Origin of the sequence: Streptomyces sp. NPDC001270, from assembly GCF_042896695.1 — a bacterium.
Lineage (GTDB): Bacteria > Actinomycetota > Actinomycetes > Streptomycetales > Streptomycetaceae > Streptomyces.
Genome location: NZ_JBIAXM010000007.1, coordinates 192,395 through 210,222 on the forward strand (window position 1 = coordinate 192,395; position 17,828 = coordinate 210,222).

Consider the following 17,828-nt stretch of genomic DNA (forward strand, 5'->3'; position numbering starts at 1 on the left):
TCTTTCCCGTAAAACGGCCATAGTGGTCCGACCACATCAGTGATTAGACTGCGGCGCACCGGTGACAGGAGGAGTGGCGTGGACGAGACAGCCCCGCAGAAGGGCACCGTGACCGAGCGCGCCATCGAGCGGATCAAGGCGATGATCGCCGAGGGCCGGCTGGAACCGGGCGAGCGGCTGCCCACGGAGCGCGATCTCGCCGCCCAGCTGGGCATCTCCCGCAGCTCGATGCGGGAGGCGATCCGGGCGCTGACGGTGCTCGGCGTCCTGGAGGCCCGGCACGGCTCGGGCATCTACGTCACCGCGCTGGAGGCCGGCGACCTGCTGGAGACCTTCGGGGTGGTCGCCGACCTGTCACGCGGCCCGCGCCTGGTGGAGCTGCTGGAGGTGCGCCGGATCCTGGAGTCCACGGCGACCGCGATGGCCGCCGCGCGCATCACCCCGGACCGGCTCGCCGAGGTGGAGAAACACCTGGCGGCGATGAACGCGACCGACGACCCCGAGGAGATCCTCGCCCACGACCTGGCCTTCCACCGGGAGATCGTGAGTGCGGCGGGCAACGAGACCATGGCCGCGATCCTGGACGGCCTGTCCTCCCGGACGTTCCGGGCCCGGGTCTGGCGTGGGTACCAGGAGGAGGGCGCGTTCGCGCGTACCCGCCGTGAGCACGCCGCCATCCACCGGGCGCTGGCGGCCCACGACCCGGAGGCGGCCCGGGCCGCGGCGGCGGCGCACGTCGGCGAGGTGGAGGAGTGGCTGCGGGCCCAGCTTCGCGCTCCGCTGGGTGAGGCGTGACAGCCCCTCCGGGTGAGGCGTGGCAGTTCCTCCGGGTGGGAGGTGACGGTCCTCCGTCGGGCGCGGCGGCGTCGTGGCTTGGCGCGCAGTTCCCCGCGCCCCTAAAAGGGCGCGCCCCTGGCGGTCGGTCGTCGGGCTCGGCCGCGTCGTGGCTGGGCGCGCAGTTCCCCGCGCCCCTAAAACGCTGACGGTCCTCCGTCGGCCGCGGGCGCGTCGTGGCTGAGCGCGCAGTTCCCCGCGCCCCTGACAGGGAGCGTCTCTGGCGGAGAGGGTGTTCGGGGCCGTGGGGTGGGTGGTGTGGCCCACGGCCCCGGTGTTCAGGCTCGTCGCAGGCGGAGCGTCATCAGTTCGAACGGGCGCAGCCGTACGGTGATGCGCGCGCCGTCCCGGACGGGGGCGGTCGCCTCGGACAGCGGGCGCTCCAGCAGGTCGGTGACCTCGACGTCAGCGATCTCGAAACCGGCCGTCAGGGTGGCGGCGGCCCGGCCCCCGTGGGCCTCGTGGAAGCGGACCACCACGTCCCCGCTGCCGTCGTCGGCCAGCTTGAGCGCGGTGACGACGACCGCGTCGTCGTCCACCGTCACCAGCGGCGCGACCTCCCCCGCGCCCTCGACGCGGCGCTCCGGCACATTGATCCGCCAGCCCTCGCGGACCGCGTCGCCGATGTCCGCGCCCGGCACCAGCGCGTGCCGGAAGCGGTGGACGCCCTGGTCGGTCTCCGGGTCGGGGAAGCGCGGGGCACGCAGCAGGGAGACCCGGACCGTGGTGGTGGTGCCGCGGTCGCCGTCGGTACGGACCGTACGGGTCACGTCGTGGCCATACGTCGAGTCGTTGACGACGGCGACGCCCCAGCCCGGCTCGGCCAGCTGCACGAAGCGGTGGTTGCACGCCTCGAACTTGGCCGCCTCCCACGAGGTGTTGGTGTGGGTGGGCCGGTGGAAGTGCCCGTACTGGGTCTCCGACGCGTACCGTTCGGCGTGCACGTCGAGCGGGAAGGCCAGCTTGAGGAACTTCTCCGTCTCGTGCCAGTCGACCTCGGTGTCCACGACCAGGCGCCGCTCCCCCGGCGGCAGGGACAGCACCTGGACGGCACGCGAGTCACCGAAGGACCGCTCGATCCGCACCGAGCCGCCGTCCTCGCCCGCCGTGACCGCGTCCGCGTCGGTCAGGTCGACGACCGTGTTGCGGTAGAACTCGTCCACGTCCCAGGCGTCCCACATGTTCGGGAAGTCCGGGTGCAGCTGGAGCAGGTTAGCGGCGCACCCGGGTGCGACGCTCTCGCGGTCGGCCTCGATGTCGTACACGGACACCACCAGGCCCCGCTCGTCGATCTCCACGCGCAGCAGGCCGTTGTCGAGGACGTGTCCGCCGTCCGGCCGGGGCGTGAGCCGGGTGCCGCCCGCCGCCCGCGGGGCACCGGCGCCGCCCGCGGGGATCCCGGCGCGGGCGTGCGGGGCCGCGTTGAACACCAGCGGGACCGTGCCCTCGCCGGCCAGCGCGCGTTGGGCGGCGTCGATGATGCCGGTCAGTTCCCCGGCCAGCCGCTCGTAGGTCGCCCGGGCCTCGCGGTGCACCCAGGCGATGGAGGAGCCGGGCAGGATGTCGTGGAACTGGTGCAGCAGCACCGTCTTCCAGATCCGGTCCAGTTCCTCGTACGGGTAGCGGAACCCGGTGCGGACGGCGGCCGTGGCCGCCCACAGCTCGGCCTCGCGCAGCAGGTGCTCGCTGCGCCGGTTGCCCTGTTTGGTCTTCGCCTGGCTGGTGAGGGTGGCCCGGTGCAGCTCCAGGTACAGCTCGCCGACCCAGACCGGCGGCTCGGGGTACTCGGCCTCGGCCTTGTCGAAGAACGCCTGCGGTGTCTCCCACACGACCTGCGCGGAGCCTTCGAGGTCGCGCAGCCGGGCGGCCTTGGCGACCATCTCGCGGGTGGCGCCGCCGCCGCCGTCGCCCCAGCCGGTGGGGGCGAGGGAGTGCCGGGCGACGCCCTTGTCCTTGAAGTTGCGGGCCGCGTGGGCGATCTCGCTGCCCTTCATGGAGCAGTTGTAGGTGTCGACCGGCGGGAAGTGGGTGAAGATCCGGGTGCCGTCGATGCCCTCCCACTGGAAGGTGTGGTGCGGGAACCTGTTCGTCTGCGACCAGGAGATCTTCTGGGTGAGCAGCCGAGTCGAGCCCGCGGCCCGGATGATCTGCGGCAGGCCGGCGGCGAAGCCGAAGGTGTCGGGCAGCCAGGCTTCGTCGTTCTCGATGCCGAACTCGTCCAGGAAGAACCGCTTGCCGTGCACGAACTGCCGGGCCATCGCCTCCGAGCCGGGCATGTTGGTGTCGGACTCCACCCACATGCCGCCGGCCGGCACGAACCGGCCCTCCGCGACCGCCTTCTTCACCCGCGCCCACACCTCGGGCCGGTGCTCCTTGATCCACGCCCACTGCTGGGCCTGGGACATGGCGAAGACGAAGTCCGGCTCGTCCTCCAGCAGGGCCGTCATGTTCGACGTGGTCCGGGCCACCTTGCGGACCGTCTCACGCAACGGCCACAGCCACGCGGAGTCGATGTGCGCGTGACCGACGGCACTGATGCGGTGCGCGGAGGGCACGGCAGGGGCGGCGAGCACCCCGGCGAGCTGTTCCCTGGCGCGGGCCGCCGTGCCGCCCACGTCCTGAAGGTCGACCGCGTCGAGGGCGCGCTCCACCGCCCGCAGGATCTCCCAGCGGCGGGCCGACTCCACGGGCAGTTCGGCCATCAGCTCGCCGAGCACTTCCAGGTCCATGACCAGGTGCCACACCGTCTCGTCGAAGACGGCGAGGTCCATGCGGGTCAGCGTGTACTGCGGCTCGGTGCCCGCGGTCTCCTTGTCGCCGAGCTGTGTGGGCAGGAAGGGGTGGTAGTCGAGGATGACGGGGTTGGAGGCGGCCTCGATGTGCAGCCGCACCTCCTCGCCGCCCGCGGCGGGCGCCCCGACGCGGACCCACTGGTTGCGCGGGTTGAGGCCCTTCACCGGGGTGCCGTCCGGCCGGTAGACCAGGCCCTCGCACTGGAAGCCGGGCATGTTCTCGTCGAAGCCGAGGTCGAGCAGTGCCTCGACGGTGCGCCCGGCCCAGGTCTCGGGCACGGTCCCGGTCACCCGGAACCAGCTGGTGCCCCACGGAGCACCCCACCGCGCGCCCACCTCGATCGGCTCGGGCTCGGCGGCAAGCCCCTCCTCGACCGGCACGGGTTCGCCGGGGGCATGCCAGACCGCGACCTGGAGCGGCACGGACTCGGGGTGGACGGCGGGACGGATGCGCTCGTCGAGGACGCGCTTGAGACGGCCCTCGACGAGGCTGCGGTCGTCATGCATACGGGATGCTCCGTAGGTCGTACGTCAGCTGGTGGTTACCAGGTGTGGGTGGCGGTCGCGGGGGCCGACGAGGAGTACGGCTCCCCCACGGCGCGCACTTCGAATCGTGCCTCCCGCTCGCCCTGGCCGGGCTGGAGGCCGGTCACGAAGTATGCCCGCCGGCAGGTGCCGCCGGGAAAGCGCCGGGTGCCGTCGGGCAACGGCCACCGCCGACCACCAGATCTTCAGGCTGTGCCGGGTGATGCCGGTGCCGGGGCTGCCGGCGGGCAGCGGGTCCGGGTACCGGTGTGCGGCGTACGGCGCGGTGGCGGCGGCGATGCGTGGGGCCGCCGCCGCCACGGGCAGGGCGGGCGCCGGGGCCGCCGCGGTCGGCGGGCGGGCCGGTGCGTCCGGTGGGGTTCACGAGCGGGTGCCTCCTGGTGGGGTGCGGAGTACCTGATCGGGAGTGACGACTTCGGTGATGCCGCGCGCGGCCAGATGGTCGCGGTCGTCCGCGCGCTCGTCGAGCACGGTGGTGGGCCGGGCACCGTCGGCGACCAGCCGGAAGAAGGCGTCGAAGACGGGCCCGCCGGGGGCGCAGTGGGAACGCCGGGCCGGATCGGCGGGGACGACGAGGGCGGTGGCGCGGGTGGCGGGTGCCGGCCGCGGCTGCCGGGCCGCCGCCGCGAGGACGCGGGCGAGGTCCTTGGGCCGCCGGTCGTTGGTGAGCAGGCCGAGCCCGTATTCGAGTTCGGGGAAGTCGGCGAGGTCACGGGAGACGTCGTGCGAGCACCACCAGGTGATACCCCACAGGCCGGGGCAGTCGAGCGCGTTCGCGACCGTGGCTTCGGTGAAGGCGGCGGCGTGCTCGGCCGGGATCAGCGGGGCGGGGGCGCCGACCTCCTGGAGCCAGACGGGGCGGTGCGGGTCGTCGGCCCATGCCTTGCTCAGCTCGACCAGGTAGGCGGCGTGGTGCTCGGTCGGCACGGAGACCCGTCCGTGACGCTGGGCGGTGCCGTTGAACACCCAGGAGTGCACGGCGGTCAGGTCGCCGACGCGGGCCGAGTGCGCGGGGGTGAACGGCTGGTCGTCCTGGTACCAGGCGGCGTCGTACGAGGCGTGCAGGTGCAGCTTGTCCGGGGCGCCCTCGGCACAGGCCGCGAGCAGCCGGGTCAGCCAGCGCTCGGCCTGGTCGGGGGTGATGCGGTCGGGGTCGGGGTGCGGCCCGGCGGCGAACTGGTTGACCTCGTTGCCGACGGTCATGCCGATGAAGTTCGGCCGGTCGGCGAGGGCGGCGGCCAGGGTGCGCAGATAGTGTGCCTCGCCCTCGACCACGTCCGGGTCGGTGAAGATGTTGCGCCGGTGCCAGGTCCGGGTCCAGGCGGGCAGGAAGTCGAAGCTCGACAGATGGCCCTGGAGCCCGTCGACGTTGACGTCGAGCCCGCGTTCGGCGGCGGCGTCGGCGAGCGCCACCAGGTGCTCGACGGCGCGCGGCCTGACCAGGGTGCGGTTGGGCTGGAACACGGGCCACAGCGGGAAGACCCGGATGTGGTCCAGGCCCAGCGCGGCGATCGAGTCGAGGTCGGCGCGTACGGAGTCCGGGTCGAAGTCGAGCCAGTGGTGGAACCACCCTTCGCTGGGCGTGTAGTTGACGCCGAAGCGCACGGCAGAGGACATGGAGTTCCCGGTTCTTTAGTGCGTACGTGGGGAGTTCGGGTGTCTCAGCCCTTCACCGCGCCCTCGCCGACGCCACGGAAGAAGTACCGCTGCAAGCAGGCGAACAGGGCGATCAGCGGGGCGACGGCGATGACCGTGCCGGCGGCGACGAGGCGTTCGTCGTTGGCGAAGGTGCCGTGCAGATAGTTGAGTCCGACGGTGAGGGTGAACTTGGACGGGTCGCTGAGCACGATGAGCGGCCACAGGAAGTCGTCCCAGGCGCTCATGAAGGCGAAGATCGCGACGACGGCGAGGGTGCCCTTGACGGCGGGCAGGGCGATGCGCAGGAAGCGCTGCCAGGCGTTGGCGCCGTCGACGAAGGCCGCCTCCTCGATCTCGTAGGGGAGGTTGCGGAAGGCGTTGCGCATCAGCAGGACGTTCAGGGCGTTGACGCAGCCGGGCAGCAGGACGCCGATCAGTGTGTTGTTCAGGCCGAGGTCCCGCATGGTCGTGAACTGGGCGATGATGATGCCCTCCACGGGCACGAGCATCGCCAGGACGAAGACGAGGACGGCCACCCGGCGGCCCCGGTAGCGCAGCCGGGCCAGGGCGTATCCGGCGAGCGCCGAACCCACGCAGTTGGTGACGACACTGGCGGCCGCGACCTTCAGCGAGTTGAGGGCGTAGTCCCAGACGGGGATGGTGTCGGCGACCCGGGTGTAGTTGTGCAGGGTGGGGTGGCTGGGCAGGAACTTCGGCGGGGAGCTGAAGATGTCCTCGGTGGGGCCCTTGAGGGAGGTGGACAGCTGCCACACGAACGGGCCGACGGTGACGGCCAGGACGACCAGCAGCAGGGCGTAGCGCAGGACGAGTTCCCAGCCGGGGATCCGGCGGCCGTGCTCGTCGGTGATCCGGGGCGGCCGGGCGGTGGCGGGCCGTGGCCCGGCCGGTGCCTTCTCGGTGGCGCTCATGACTCCTCCCTCCGGTCGGCGCGCATGACCAGCAGCATCAGTGCGACGGTGACCACGAAGACCACGACGGACAGGGCGGAGGCGTAGCCGACCCGGCCGGTCAGCCCGGTGCCGGTGCGCTGGACGAGCATGACGAGGGTGGTGTCCTCGCCGGCCGGGCCGCCGTTGGGGCCCGCCATCAGGTACACCTCGGAGAACACCTTGAACGCGGCGACCGAGGACAGGGCGGCGACCAGGACCATGGTGGAACGCACGGCGGGCACGGTGACCGTGAGGAAGCGCCGCACGGCGCCCGCGCCGTCGACGGCGGCGGCCTCGTGCAGTTCGCGGGGCACGTTCGCCAGCGCGGCCAGATAGATGATCATGTAGTAGCCGAGGCCCTTCCAGACGGTGACGGCCATGGCGCTCAGCAGGAGCAGCCACTGGTCGCTGAGGAAGCCGACCTTGCCGAGCCCGACGGTCTCCAGCAGGGAGTTGATCAGGCCGCGGTCGTCCAGCATCCACACCCAGATGAGCCCGACCACGACGATCGAGGCGACGACGGGGGTGTAGAAGGCGGACCGGAAGAAGGCGATGCCGGGGATGTTCTTCTGCACCAGCAGCGCGAGCAACAGCGGCAGGACGACCAGGGCCGGGACGACGACGGCGACGTACAGCGCGCTGTTGCGCAGCGCGATCCAGAACGTGTCGTCGTGGAGCAGTTCGCGGAAATTGGCGAGGCCCACGAAGCGGCCCGGGATCAGGGTGCGGCGGTCGGTGAAGGCGTTGACCAGCGTGGAGAGAAACGGGTAGAGCACGAAGGCGCCGGCGACCAGCAGCCCCGGGGCGGCGAACAGCCAGGGGCTGGTGGGCAGATGGCGCCGTACCCGGATCCGTACCGTGAGATTCGCCATGTCCGCTCAGCCCTGCTGCGTGAGGAGCTGGTCGCAGGTCTTGACGGCGTTGTCGAGAGCCGCCTTGGGGCTCTCCTTGCCCTGGAGCGCCTTGGCGACCTCGTTGCCGAGTGCCGTCTTCATCTGGTCGCTGAACAGGACCGGTGTGTAATTGACGGCGTTCTTCAGGGACTTGGCGGCGGCGACGCGGACCCGGGTGTCGTCGCTGCCGTCCTCCTTGGTGAAGTACGGGTCGTCCAGGGAGCCCGCGGTGCTCGGGAAGATGGCGACCTGCTTGGCGAACGACATCTGGTTCTGCGCGTCGGTCACGTAGTGCGCGAAGGCGACGGCGGCGGGCGTGTGCTTGGTGCGGGAGTTGACCATCAGGCCCATCACGTACATGTTGACGTGGCCGGTGCTGGTGATCTGGTCGGTGATGCCGATGTTCTTGTACAGGTTCGGCGCGTTCTTCTTGAAGTTGCCGAGGTCGAGTGCGCTGCCGGGGTTCATGGCGACGGCCTCGGTGAGGAACTTCTTCCCCGAGGACTCCGGGGTCGCGGTCAGCGCCTGCGGGTCGAGAGCCTTGGCGTCGAACAACTCCTTGTATTTCGTGAGGAGTTCCACGCCCTTTGCGTCGTTGAAGGCGAAGCCGGTGCCCTGGCCGTTCATGAGCTGGGCGCCGTAGCGGCCGAAGTCCTCGATGGTGGGCACATTGGCGAGGGTGGCCACCTTGCCCTTGCTCTGCTCCGCCATCTTCAGTGCGTCGGTGAAGAGTTCGTCATAGGTCTTCGGGGGCTGCTCCGGGTCAAGGCCCGCCTGCTCGAAGAGGGACTTGTTGTAGAACATCGGGCCGGTGTTCAGGTACCAGGGGAAGGCGTACGTCCCGGTCAGCCCCGGTATCCGGTTGCCGGCCCAGGCGCCGTCCAGGTACTCCTTCTTGTACTGGCCGGCGGACTTGTCGAGGTCGAGGGCGAGGCCCGCCTTGGCGAGCGGGGCGAGCAGGTCGGGAGAGACGTTGACGACGTCGGGCAGGGTGCCGCCGGCCGCGTCGGCGCTGAGCTTGTCGGGGTAGCCCTCGGCCGGCTGGTCGATCCACTTGACGTGGGTGCCCGGGTACTTCTTCTCGAAGTCCGTGATCACGCCCTCGAAGTACGACTTGAAGTTGGCGCGCAGGTTCCAGGTCTGGAAGGTGATGTCACCCTCGACCTTGCCCGAGGCATCGGTCGAACCGCCGCCGTCGCCGCCCGATCCGCAGGCGCTCAGCGGCAGGACGAGAGCGGCGACAGCGGCCGCCGTGAAGGTTCTGCGGGAGATGCGCACAGTCCGTTGCTCCTTTGCAGTGGATGGACCGAAGTTACCCGGCCAGACATTGCACGCCGCTCGGCGAGCAAGTCAACGGATTTCGCCAGCTAAATTCATTAGTTGCCTGATGTTCCTGGTCACATCGCTGTCAGCGGCGCATCCGCCGGTACACGAAGGGGATTGCCACGATCGCTAATGCGCTTTAGAGTGCTTGCGCTCAAGCGCATTAGTGGATCGCCGTGCGGACGTCGGCGGAGAAGGGGGCAGGGTGCCAGCCAAGCGGACACCGGCGCGCCGGCCGACGATGAAGGACATCGCGCGCCGCGCCGGGGTCTCCGAGAGCGCGGTGTCCTTCGCGCTCAATGGCAGACCGGGGGTCTCCGAGACCACCCGGGCCCGGGTGCAGCGGGTCGCCGAGCAGTTGGGCTGGCGGCCGAACACGGCGGCCCGCGCGCTCTCCGGTGAGGGCGCGGCCACGGTGGGTTTCGTCCTGGCCCGGCCCGCGCACACACTCGGCGTGGACTCGTTCTTCCTGCAACTGGTCTCCGGCATCCAGGAGGTGCTGGCGGAACGCCATCTCGGGCTGCTGTTCCAGGTGGTGGAGGACATCGGCGACGAGTGCGCGGTGTACCGGCGCTGGTGGGCGGAGCACCGGGTGGACGGTGTCCTGGTGGTCGACCCGCGCTCCGAGGACCCGCGCCCCGGTCTGCTGAACGAACTCGGCCTGCCCGCGGTGCTGATCGGCGGGGCGCCGGACGAGGGTCACCAGGGTCTGTCCACCGTCTGGGCGGACGACGCGGGCGCGATGGCCTCGGTGGTCGACGAGCTGACCGCGCTGGGGCATCGCCGGATCGTGCACATCGCGGGGCTGCCGGACCTCGCCCACACCCGGCGCCGTATCCGCGCGCTGCGGGCGGAGGCGGAGCGGCGCGGCCTCGGCGAGGTGGAGTCGGTGACCACCGACTACTCGGACACGGAGGCCGCCGCCGTCACGCGCCGGGTCCTGGACTCCGCCGCCGCGCCGACCGCGCTCGTCTACGACAACGACGTGATGGCGGTCGCCGGCGTGGCCGCCGCGTCCGAGCTGGGCTTCTCGGTGCCGGCCGACCTGTCGGTGGTGGCCTGGGAGGACTCGGCGCTGTGCCGCATCGTCAAGCCGTGGCTGTCCGCGCTGTCACGGGACAGCGTGGAGTTCGGGAGCACGGCGGCGCGGGAGCTGCTGGCGCTGCTGGACGGCGGCCCGGCGCGGACCGTACGGGTCCCGGTGCCGCGGCTGATCGAGCGGGACAGCACGGCGGTCGTACGGGCGGGTTGAGTCCGGCCCGCCGCGGGGTTCACGCGCCGCGGCGGGCGGCGGCCGGGCCGTGCGGCTCGGGGTCGGCGGGGTCGGGAGCGGGGCCGTGCGCGCCGGGCGGCGGACCGTGCCCCGGCGCGCGGGCCGGCGGCGAGGACGCCGCCGGCCCGCCGTTCGGCCCGCGGCGCTCGGCCGCGAGGGTCTGTCCCTGCGCTCAGCTGCGCCACTCCACCTTGAAGACCCATGCGTGCCGGCCCGCCTTCCGGGCGGCCGCGGGGACGTCGACGACCAGGGCGCCGTTGCTGACGCGCCAGGTCAGGGGCCGGTCGTGGCCCAGCATCGTCACCTTGTCGCCGCTGCGGACGGGCACCGGCGCTTCGACGGTGAGCTTCGCGCCCGGCTCGGCCAGCGAGTGGATGTAGAAGGCGTCGTCGGGGCGGACCGTGAAGCGCAGGTCCTCGCCGAGCTGCGCCATCGACGACCAGTACGTCGTCCCGTAGATCGCCTCGCCGTTGACCCGCAGCCACTGGCCCGTCTCCCGCAGCCGGGTCTGCATGATCTCCGGGATGGTGCCGTCGGCGCGGGGGCCGATGTCGAGCAGGAAGTTGCCGTTCTTCGAGACGATGTCGACGAGGCTGTGCACGACTTCCTCGGTCGTCATGTAGGCGGAGTCCGGGGTCGCCCGGTTGTAGCCGTAGCTGCGCGGATCGAGTCCGCGGCTGGCCTCCCACTTGGCGACCACCGTGCTGTCGTACGTCGTGTACTCGGGGGTCGTGAAGTCGTGGAAGGAGATGCCCGAACGGTCGTTGACGGCGACCTCGACGGGCCGGGCACGGTCCTTGGCGTGGTTGAAGTACTCGGCGAGGACCCGCAGGCTGTCGTTGGCGCCGCCGATGTCGCACCAGATGACCGCCGGGTCGTAGCCGTGGATCAGCTCCAGCATCTGCGCGGCCTGGTAGTCCTTCACGTAGTCCTTGCCCGCGGTGTAGCCGGTGTACGGGACGGACTGGAGGGTGTACGGGTTGCGCGGGGCGTGTCCCATCCAGGGGTTGTCGGGGTTGAACCACTCGGGCATGGAGAAGTACAGCCCGCGGTGGAGTTCGGGGGTGTAGCGCCTGGACGCCTCGAAGAGTTCCCTGACCAGGTCGCGTTTCGGGCCCATCCGCACGGAGTTGCGGTCGGAGACCTTGGTGTCCCACAGGGCGAAGCCCTCATGGTGTTTCGAGGTGAGGACGTGGTACTGGGCACCCGCGTCCCGGAACAGCTCCACCCAGGACCGGGGGTCGAACTTCTCGGCCGTGAAGCGCGGGATGAAGTCGTCGTAGGCGAAGTCCTCGCCGTAGGTGTCCCGGTGGTAGGCGTGGACGGCGTTGGCCGGGTCCTGCATGTGGTTCCAGTACCACTCGGCGTACTGCTTGCCGACCGGCGACCAGGCGGGCACGGAGTAGACGCCCCAGTGGATGAAGATGCCGAACTTGGCGTCCTGGAACCAGTACGGCGCCTGGTGACCGGCGAGGGAGGTGTCGGTGGCCTGGTAGTCGGCCGTGCCGAGGGTCAGCTTCCGCTGCAACGCGGCGGCCTGTGCGCCCCGTCCCTGCACGCGGACCGTGCCGTCCCGCACGGTGCCGGGTGCGGTGCCCGCGCCGTTGCGGATGCCGACGCGGACCCGGGCCTGTTCGCCGGGGCCCAGGCGGCGGATGCGGGCGGGCTCGACGGTGCGGGCGCCCGGCACGTCGACGCGCACGGCGACGTCGTCGGCCGCGAGAACGGCGACGGTGCCCGCGTTGAGGACGGTGGCCTCGACGCTCTGGGCGCCGCTGGACTCCAGGAGGGACTGGGTGGAGCGCGCGTCCCGCAGGATCAGCGCCCGCCCCTGGGCGACCGGTTGCAGGCTGAGCGCGAAGACGTGCAGGGCCGTCTTCCCCTCCTCGGCCGGGCCGGTGACCGGCAGGGTGATCGCGACCGCGTCCCGCTGCGGGTCGATCCAGACGTCCGAGGTCCCGATCCCGACGCTGTGCTCGTCCTTCGTGCCGTCGGGCTGGTACCGGTACGGCGCCGACAGCGAGCCGGCCGCCGCGTACCAGTCGGCGCCGCCGAGGCCGGCGGTCGTGGTCGTGCCGTCGGCGTAGTGCACGGTGGCCTGGCCGGAGGCGTTGCCGTAGCTGCCCGCGGTGAGGAAGACGGCGGACAGGTAGCGGCCCGCGGGCAGGTCGACGCGCTGGCCGCGGGCGACGACGTTGTTCGGGGTGCCGGCGGTCGAGGCGGGGAAGTCGAAGGGCACCCCGTCGACCTCGATCCGGCCGGCGGGCAGTTCCTCGCCCGGAAAAGTGTAGCCCGAGCCGTCGAAGTCACCGCCCCGTGCGGCCGCGGTGTCGATGCCGTCGTTGTCGAAGAGGCCGGTGAGCGGCACGGTCAGCGGGTCGGGGACGGTGCCCCAGGGGGCGGGCTGTCCGTCGGCGCGGGCCTGCATGTCGGCTGGGGCCTCCGTGGCGGCTCGGGCCTGCGGGGCGGCGGTGAGCGGCAGGGCGGCCGAGGCGGCGACCACCGCCGTGGCGCCGAGAACTTGACGTCTGGGATACGTACTCATGAGCGGCTCCCCATTCATCGGATGTCTGATGATTGAGCGGGTTCCGGATGACTGTCAATGGGTACTGGAGCCATAGCAGTTGAGCCATTGGTCGGATGACCAGCGCACCGACCGTCAGACGATCGGCAGCCGGCCGGTGGACGACCATGGGACGTCCGCCAGGCGACCGGCCGTCGGAACGGTGTCGGCCGCCGGTCGTGGCGCGCGAAACCCGGGGACAGGGCAGCCGTCCGGGGTCCACGGCCTCTCGACGCGGGGCCCCGGACGGGGCACAGTGCTCTGTGCGTACTCACGAGTAGGCATCCGCATCGCCCCCGGACCCCAGGAGAGCCCGTGACGAGTTGGGTCGGAAGCACCGCCGCCGAGATCGCCGCCGCCGTACGGGAGAAGCGGGCCACGCCCCGCGAGGTGGTGGCCGGGCACCTGGCCAGGATCGAGCGGCTGGACGGCCGGATCGGCGCGTTCCGGACCGTGCGCGCCGAGGCCGTGCTGGCGGAGGCGGAGCAGTTGGCGGCCCGCCCCGATCTGGCCGAACTCCCGCTCGCGGGTGTGCCGTTGGCCGTCAAGGACAACCTCGCCGTGCGCGGCGAGTCGAGCCGCAACGGCTCCGCCGCCACTCCCGACACGCCCGCCGCCGAGGACCATCTCACCGTCGCCCGGCTGCGCGCCGCGGGCGCCCTGGTCGTGGGCCTCACCAACGTGCCGGAACTCTGCGTCTTCGGCACCACGGAGGGCGTGCACGGCACCGCCCGCAACCCCTGGGACGTCACGCGCACGGCGGGCGGCTCGTCGGGCGGCAGCGCGGCCGCGGTCGCCGCCGCGATGGCACCGGTCGCGCTAGGCAACGACGGCATGGGTTCGCTGCGCATCCCGGCGGCCAACTGCGGACTGGTCACGCTGAAACCCGGGCCCGGGGTGGTGCCGGCGGGCATCGGACACGGCGACTGGTTCGGCATGGCGGAGAACGGGCCGCTGGCGACCACGGTCGGCGATCTGCGGCTGACGCTCTCCGTCCTCGCGGACGTGCCGTTCCCGCCCCCGGGCGCGCCGGTGCCGCGCCGGATCGCGGTGTCGCTGCGCAGCCCGCTCGCCGGAGTCCTCGTCAGCCGGCCGTATACGAACGCGGTCCGCGCGGCGGCGGACCTGCTGGCCGGGGCGGGCCATCAGGTGCGCCGCGCCGAGCCGCCGTATCCGGCCTCGCTGGGTGTCACCGCGCTGCGGTACTGGACAGCGGGCGCCGCGGACGACGCCGAGGGCCTCGATCCGGCGCGGCTGGCCCGCCGCACCCGGGTGCAGGTGGCGATGGGCCGCCGGTTCGCCGGCTCGGTCCCCGCCGACGACGGGCGCGAGCGCCTGCGCGCCCGGATGACCGCGTTCTTCGCCGGGCACGACATCCTGCTCACCCCGGCGCTCGCCCGGCACTCACCGCCGGCCGGGCCGTGGCACGAGCGGGGCTGGCTGCGCAACGTCCTCGTGAACGGGCGGTACGCGCCGCTCACCGGGACCTGGAACCTGACCGGCTGGCCCGCGATGTCCGTACCGTTCGGCACCCTGCCCTCGGGCGCGCCCTGCGCCGTACAACTGGTCGGCCGTCCCGGAACGGAGAGTGATCTGCTGGCTCTCGCGCAGCAGTTGGAGGAGGTACGCCCGTGGCAGCGGACGGCGCCCCTCGGGTAGGCGGGGACGGGGCACGGCGCGAGCGGCGCGAAGGTCCCGCGGACTCGGAGGGCGCGGCACGCCCCCGGCCGGGGGCACGGGCGTCGCCCGTCCTGTTCGGCCGAGCGCCTTGTCCATGATGTGGAGGCCCACCCGGCCGTGCCGGGGGTGGTCGAAGACCTGGGGCACCGTGCCGAGGATCCTGAAGCCCAGGGAGGTCCACAGGGCCACGGCCGGGTCGGTCTCGACGACCGCGCTGATGACCATCGCGCGGTAGCCCGGCGCGGCGGCCTCGGCCAGCACGCGTTCGGCGGGGGCGCGGCCGACGCCCCGGCCGGCCCGGTCGGGGTCCACCACGAAGGCCGCGCCCGCGACGTCGGCGGCGGGGCCGCCGTAGTGCGGGCCGAGACGGGCGGAGCCGAGCGCGGCGCCCGCCGGGTCCTCGGCGACGTACACCTTCCTGACCGGGTCCATCCACCGGGCGCGGGCCGTCTCCTCGGGGGTGTCCGGGTCCCAGGTGCAGGTCTCGCCGACGGCGACGATCCGGTGCCAGAACGGCCGGATCCGCACCCAGTCGCCGGCCACGGCCTCTCTGATCAGCATGGGCGTGTGTGTCGCACGCACGCCCATGCGTCCGCGATCGTGCCGGGACGGCCCCGGGTCAGTCCACGCTCGGCAGGATGTGGGGTTCGGCGAGGTCGTCCTCGTAGCCCGCGAGGCGGATCGGCGCGGACCGCGCCCACACGTCGAGGCTGCCGAGCTGTCCGGGTCGGCGGCTCGCCCGCTCGGGGCGTTCCTTGGGGCGCTGATCGCGATTCGTCTTCTCCGGTGTCACCGCGCACTCCTTATGTGTCGGGTCACCCTCGGGGCATGCCGGGCACGGTGCGGTCCGGTGCTCGACGCCCGCTCGGGTCTGAAGGGAAGGCCAGTTCGGACGCGGTGGCGCCGGTCACTCGTGGTAGAGCCGGCCGTGGTGAACCGGCCCCGGGACGGACCGTGGGTGTGGGTGGGACCCAGTGGTGCTGTCCGCCATCCACCAGAGTAACCAAATGAGCGGGGGTCCGCTCGATCGGGAGTGAAAACAAGCTGTAACTTCCTTGCGTCACTCCGTGCTCCATCGACACCATTTTGCTCCTGTTTGTAACGCAATGCGGCACTAGGGGTCACCCGTTCGGCGCACCCCTCGAACACAGGACCCCAGCGCTGTGCAGTTCAAGTGCCGTTGGCCGGGTCGCAAGCTCCCCATGATCTGCTGACACCAGGCAACGGCTGTCTCGCAGGAGGACTGACGCATGGAGCTGCGCAGCGTCGAGGAGCTGATGGATCTGCTGTACGCCGGCCGGTACGAGCACGCGCTGCGCACCGCCGCGCTGCTGCGCCGCGCCCGCCCCGCCGACAAGGAGCTCCAGGTGGCGGGGCTGGTGCACGGCATCGGGCCGCTGCTGTGCCCCGGCGACCTGGCCGGGCAGGCGGCACGCGCCGCGCAGGCCGTGCGGCCGCTGCTCGGCGAGCGGGTGTACGACCTGGTGAGCGACCGCGGACCGGCCGCCGACGACGATCTCCAGCGGCTGCGCCACGCGAGAGAGGAGAGCCGGATCGCCGCCTTCGACGCGGGGGTCCTGGAGGACTGGCGCACGGTCCTGGAGCTGGTGGCAGCACGGCACTCCCGGCTCGGCGCCGTCGACTGACGCCACCCGCCGCGCGACACGGCCGTGCGGTGTCCTCGCGCTGCCCCGGTTCCCGGCCGCGGTCACCATCTGCCGGGCGCGTAGTCCTTGAGGAAGACGCCGTACAGGTCCTCGCCCGACTCGCCGCGCACGATCGGGTCGTAGACGCGTGCGGCGCCGTCCACCAGGTCCAGCGGGGCGTGGAAGCCCGCCTCGGCGAGCCGGACCTTGTCAGGGTGCGGACGCTCGTCCGTGATCCAGCCGGTGTCCACGGCCGTCATCAGGATGCGGTCCTTCTCGAACATCTCCTGGGCGCTGGTGCGGGTGAGCATGTTCAGCGCGGCCTTGGCCATGTTGGTGTGCGGGTGTCCTGCGCCCTTGTAGCCGCGCTCGAAGACGCCCTCCATGGCGGACACGTTCACGACGTAGGTCCGCCGGGCCGCCGCGGCGGCCATGGCCGGGCGCAGTCGGCTGATCAGGATGAACGGGGCCGTCGAGTTGCACAGCTGGACCTCCAGCAGCTCCACCGGCGTGACCTCGTCCACCGACTGGATCCAGCTGTTGGTGTCGTGCAGGTCGGGGACCAGCCCGCCCGCGTCGATCGCCGTACCGGCCGCGATGCGCTCCAGGGACGCCGAGCCGGAGACCAGCGCCAGAGAGGTCACGTCCGCGGCGCTCAGGGCGCCGCCGGCGATCGGCAGCTCGGCGACCGCGCCGGAGCCGAAGGTGCCGATCACCTCGGCCGTCGGCAGCTCACCGGCCGGCAGCGGGGCGGACTCGGCGGCGACCAGTTCGCCGTAGGCCTGCGGGGAGCGCCGTACGGTCTGCGCCGCGTTGTTGATCAGGACGTCGAGCGGGCCCGCGGCGGCCACCGAGTCGGCCAGCGCCACCACCTGGGCGGGGTCACGCAGATCGATGCCGACGATCTTCAGGCGGTGGATCCACTCGTCGCTGTCGGGCTGGGCCTTGAAACGGCGGATCGCGTCGTTCGGGAACCGCGTCGTGATCGTCGTGTGCGCTCCGTCCCGCAGCAGCCGGAGCGCGATGTACATCCCGATCTTGGCCCGGCCGCCGGTGAGCAGCGCGCGCTTGCCGGTGAGGTCGGTGCGGGCCTCGCGGCGGGCCCGGTTCTCGGCGGCGCACTTCTGGCAGAGCTGGTGGTAGAAGTAGTCGACCTCGACGTAGCGCTGTTTGCAGGTGTAGCAGGAGCGGGGGCGCTGCAGTATCCCCGCGATCTGGCCCGCCCCGGTCGAGGAGGAGGGCAGGACGCCCTCGGTCTCGTCGTCGATGCGCTGGGCGGAGCCGGTCGCGGTGGCCTCGGTGACCGCCTTGTCGTGGGCGGTCTTGGCGGCCCGGCGCTCCTGCCGGCGGCGCTGCTTGACCGTCCGGTAGAGGTGCGAGGTGGCCCGGCGCACCTTGATCGCGTCGGGGTGGTCGACCTCGATCCCGTCGAGTTCCGCCAGCACGCCGAGGCACACGGCGAGTCGTTCGGGGTCGATGCCCGGCCCGTACGCCGCCTCTTCACCGGGCTCGTAGGTCCCCTCCGGGGCCGTCGGGCCGTCCTGTGTCACCGTCATCGCACTGCCGTTCCCTGATCACCGCGCGGCGCTCCGGTCGCGCCTGCCGTCGAAGGCGGAATTTTACGGAGCGCCCGGCCGCACCGCCAAACCCGTCCGGCGGGTACCGGCGGCGCGGGGCCGGGCGGCGCGGC

At 72.1% G+C, this 17,828-nt stretch carries 12 protein-coding genes and 2 pseudogenes; 5 read left to right on the forward strand and 9 right to left on the reverse strand.

Features of this window, described 5'->3' with window-relative positions; translation table 11 throughout:
• The first annotated feature begins 78 nt into the window (after positions 1–78).
• Positions 79–795 (forward strand): FadR/GntR family transcriptional regulator, encoded by a 717-nt coding sequence (locus tag ACFY2B_RS14445; protein WP_390763442.1) that lies wholly within the window; start codon positions 79–81, stop codon positions 793–795.
• Positions 796–1,112: 317 nt separating this feature from the next.
• Here the strand turns inward: ACFY2B_RS14445 and ACFY2B_RS14450 are convergent, their stop codons facing one another.
• The 5 genes from ACFY2B_RS14450 to ACFY2B_RS14470 all read right to left on the reverse strand — a co-directional run bounded on the left by ACFY2B_RS14450 (position 1,113) and on the right by ACFY2B_RS14470 (position 8,931).
• Positions 1,113–4,133, reverse strand: a complete 3,021-nt coding sequence (locus tag ACFY2B_RS14450; RefSeq protein ID WP_390763443.1) for an alpha-mannosidase — start codon at positions 4,131–4,133, stop codon at positions 1,113–1,115.
• 399 nt (positions 4,134–4,532) lie between these two features.
• Complete coding sequence (locus ACFY2B_RS14455; protein WP_390763444.1) at positions 4,533–5,789, reverse strand: glycosyl hydrolase; 1,257 nt, start codon at positions 5,787–5,789, stop codon at positions 4,533–4,535.
• A 44-nt stretch (positions 5,790–5,833) separates the two neighbouring features.
• Positions 5,834–6,739, reverse strand: coding sequence for a carbohydrate ABC transporter permease (locus ACFY2B_RS14460; RefSeq protein ID WP_390763445.1), 906 nt, complete (start codon positions 6,737–6,739; stop codon positions 5,834–5,836).
• A complete protein-coding gene (locus ACFY2B_RS14465; protein ID WP_390763446.1) occupies positions 6,736–7,632 on the reverse strand; it encodes a carbohydrate ABC transporter permease in 897 nt (298 codons plus the stop codon). The genes ACFY2B_RS14460 and ACFY2B_RS14465 overlap by 4 nt, the downstream gene beginning before the upstream one ends.
• Positions 7,633–7,638: 6 nt before the next feature.
• The gene (locus ACFY2B_RS14470) at positions 7,639–8,931 is read right to left on the reverse strand and encodes an ABC transporter substrate-binding protein (protein ID WP_390763447.1); all 1,293 of its coding nucleotides are present in this window, start codon (positions 8,929–8,931) and stop codon (positions 7,639–7,641) included.
• A 250-nt stretch (positions 8,932–9,181) separates the two neighbouring features.
• Between ACFY2B_RS14470 and ACFY2B_RS14475 the strand changes: the two genes are divergently transcribed.
• Complete coding sequence (locus ACFY2B_RS14475; protein WP_390763448.1) at positions 9,182–10,228, forward strand: LacI family DNA-binding transcriptional regulator; 1,047 nt, start codon at positions 9,182–9,184, stop codon at positions 10,226–10,228.
• Between the two features lie 193 nt (positions 10,229–10,421).
• Here the strand turns inward: ACFY2B_RS14475 and ACFY2B_RS14480 are convergent, their stop codons facing one another.
• Entirely contained in the window at positions 10,422–12,794 is a 2,373-nt protein-coding gene (locus ACFY2B_RS14480) for an alpha-L-fucosidase (protein ID WP_390763449.1), read from the reverse strand.
• A gap of 333 nt (positions 12,795–13,127) precedes the next feature.
• On the opposite strand from ACFY2B_RS14480, the gene ACFY2B_RS14485 reads away from it, so the two are divergent.
• A complete protein-coding gene (locus ACFY2B_RS14485; RefSeq protein ID WP_390763450.1) occupies positions 13,128–14,471 on the forward strand; it encodes an amidase in 1,344 nt (447 codons plus the stop codon).
• Positions 14,472–14,573: 102 nt separating this feature from the next.
• Here ACFY2B_RS14485 and ACFY2B_RS14490 read toward each other — a convergent pair.
• Positions 14,574–15,053, reverse strand: a pseudogene (locus tag ACFY2B_RS14490) (GNAT family N-acetyltransferase); the annotation flags it as partial.
• 58 nt (positions 15,054–15,111) lie between these two features.
• On the reverse strand, positions 15,112–15,285 hold the full coding sequence (locus ACFY2B_RS14495) for a hypothetical protein (RefSeq protein ID WP_376526579.1): 174 nt from the start codon (positions 15,283–15,285) through the stop codon (positions 15,112–15,114).
• A gap of 457 nt (positions 15,286–15,742) precedes the next feature.
• Here ACFY2B_RS14495 and ACFY2B_RS14500 point away from each other — a divergent pair, with 457 nt between their 5' ends.
• Both ACFY2B_RS14500 and ACFY2B_RS14505 read left to right on the forward strand, forming a co-directional pair.
• Positions 15,743–16,138, forward strand: coding sequence for a hypothetical protein (locus ACFY2B_RS14500; RefSeq protein ID WP_390763451.1), 396 nt, complete (start codon positions 15,743–15,745; stop codon positions 16,136–16,138).
• A pseudogene (locus ACFY2B_RS14505) lies at positions 16,087–16,266 on the forward strand (hypothetical protein); the annotation flags it as partial. The gene ACFY2B_RS14500 and the pseudogene ACFY2B_RS14505, both read left to right, overlap by 52 nt.
• Here the strand turns inward: ACFY2B_RS14505 and ACFY2B_RS14510 are convergent.
• Entirely contained in the window at positions 16,201–17,694 is a 1,494-nt protein-coding gene (locus tag ACFY2B_RS14510; RefSeq protein ID WP_390763452.1) for an SDR family NAD(P)-dependent oxidoreductase, read from the reverse strand. The pseudogene ACFY2B_RS14505 and the gene ACFY2B_RS14510 sit on opposite strands and share 66 nt — an antisense overlap.
• Positions 17,695–17,828: the final 134 nt, after the last annotated feature.

Excerpts from the sequence above, each read along its gene's own strand:
- ACFY2B_RS14450 (WP_390763443.1), bottom strand. The coding sequence starts at position 4,133 with ATGCATGACGACCGCAGCCTCGTCGAGGGCCGTCTCAAGCGCGTCCTC.
- ACFY2B_RS14455 (WP_390763444.1), bottom strand. The coding sequence starts at position 5,789 with ATGTCCTCTGCCGTGCGCTTCGGCGTCAACTACACGCCCAGCGAAGGG.
- ACFY2B_RS14460 (WP_390763445.1), bottom strand. The coding sequence starts at position 6,739 with ATGAGCGCCACCGAGAAGGCACCGGCCGGGCCACGGCCCGCCACCGCC.
- ACFY2B_RS14465 (WP_390763446.1), bottom strand. The coding sequence starts at position 7,632 with ATGGCGAATCTCACGGTACGGATCCGGGTACGGCGCCATCTGCCCACC.
- ACFY2B_RS14480 (WP_390763449.1), bottom strand. The coding sequence starts at position 12,794 with ATGAGTACGTATCCCAGACGTCAAGTTCTCGGCGCCACGGCGGTGGTC.
- ACFY2B_RS14500 (WP_390763451.1), top strand. The coding sequence starts at position 15,743 with ATGGAGCTGCGCAGCGTCGAGGAGCTGATGGATCTGCTGTACGCCGGC.
- ACFY2B_RS14510 (WP_390763452.1), bottom strand. The coding sequence starts at position 17,694 with ATGACGGTGACACAGGACGGCCCGACGGCCCCGGAGGGGACCTACGAG.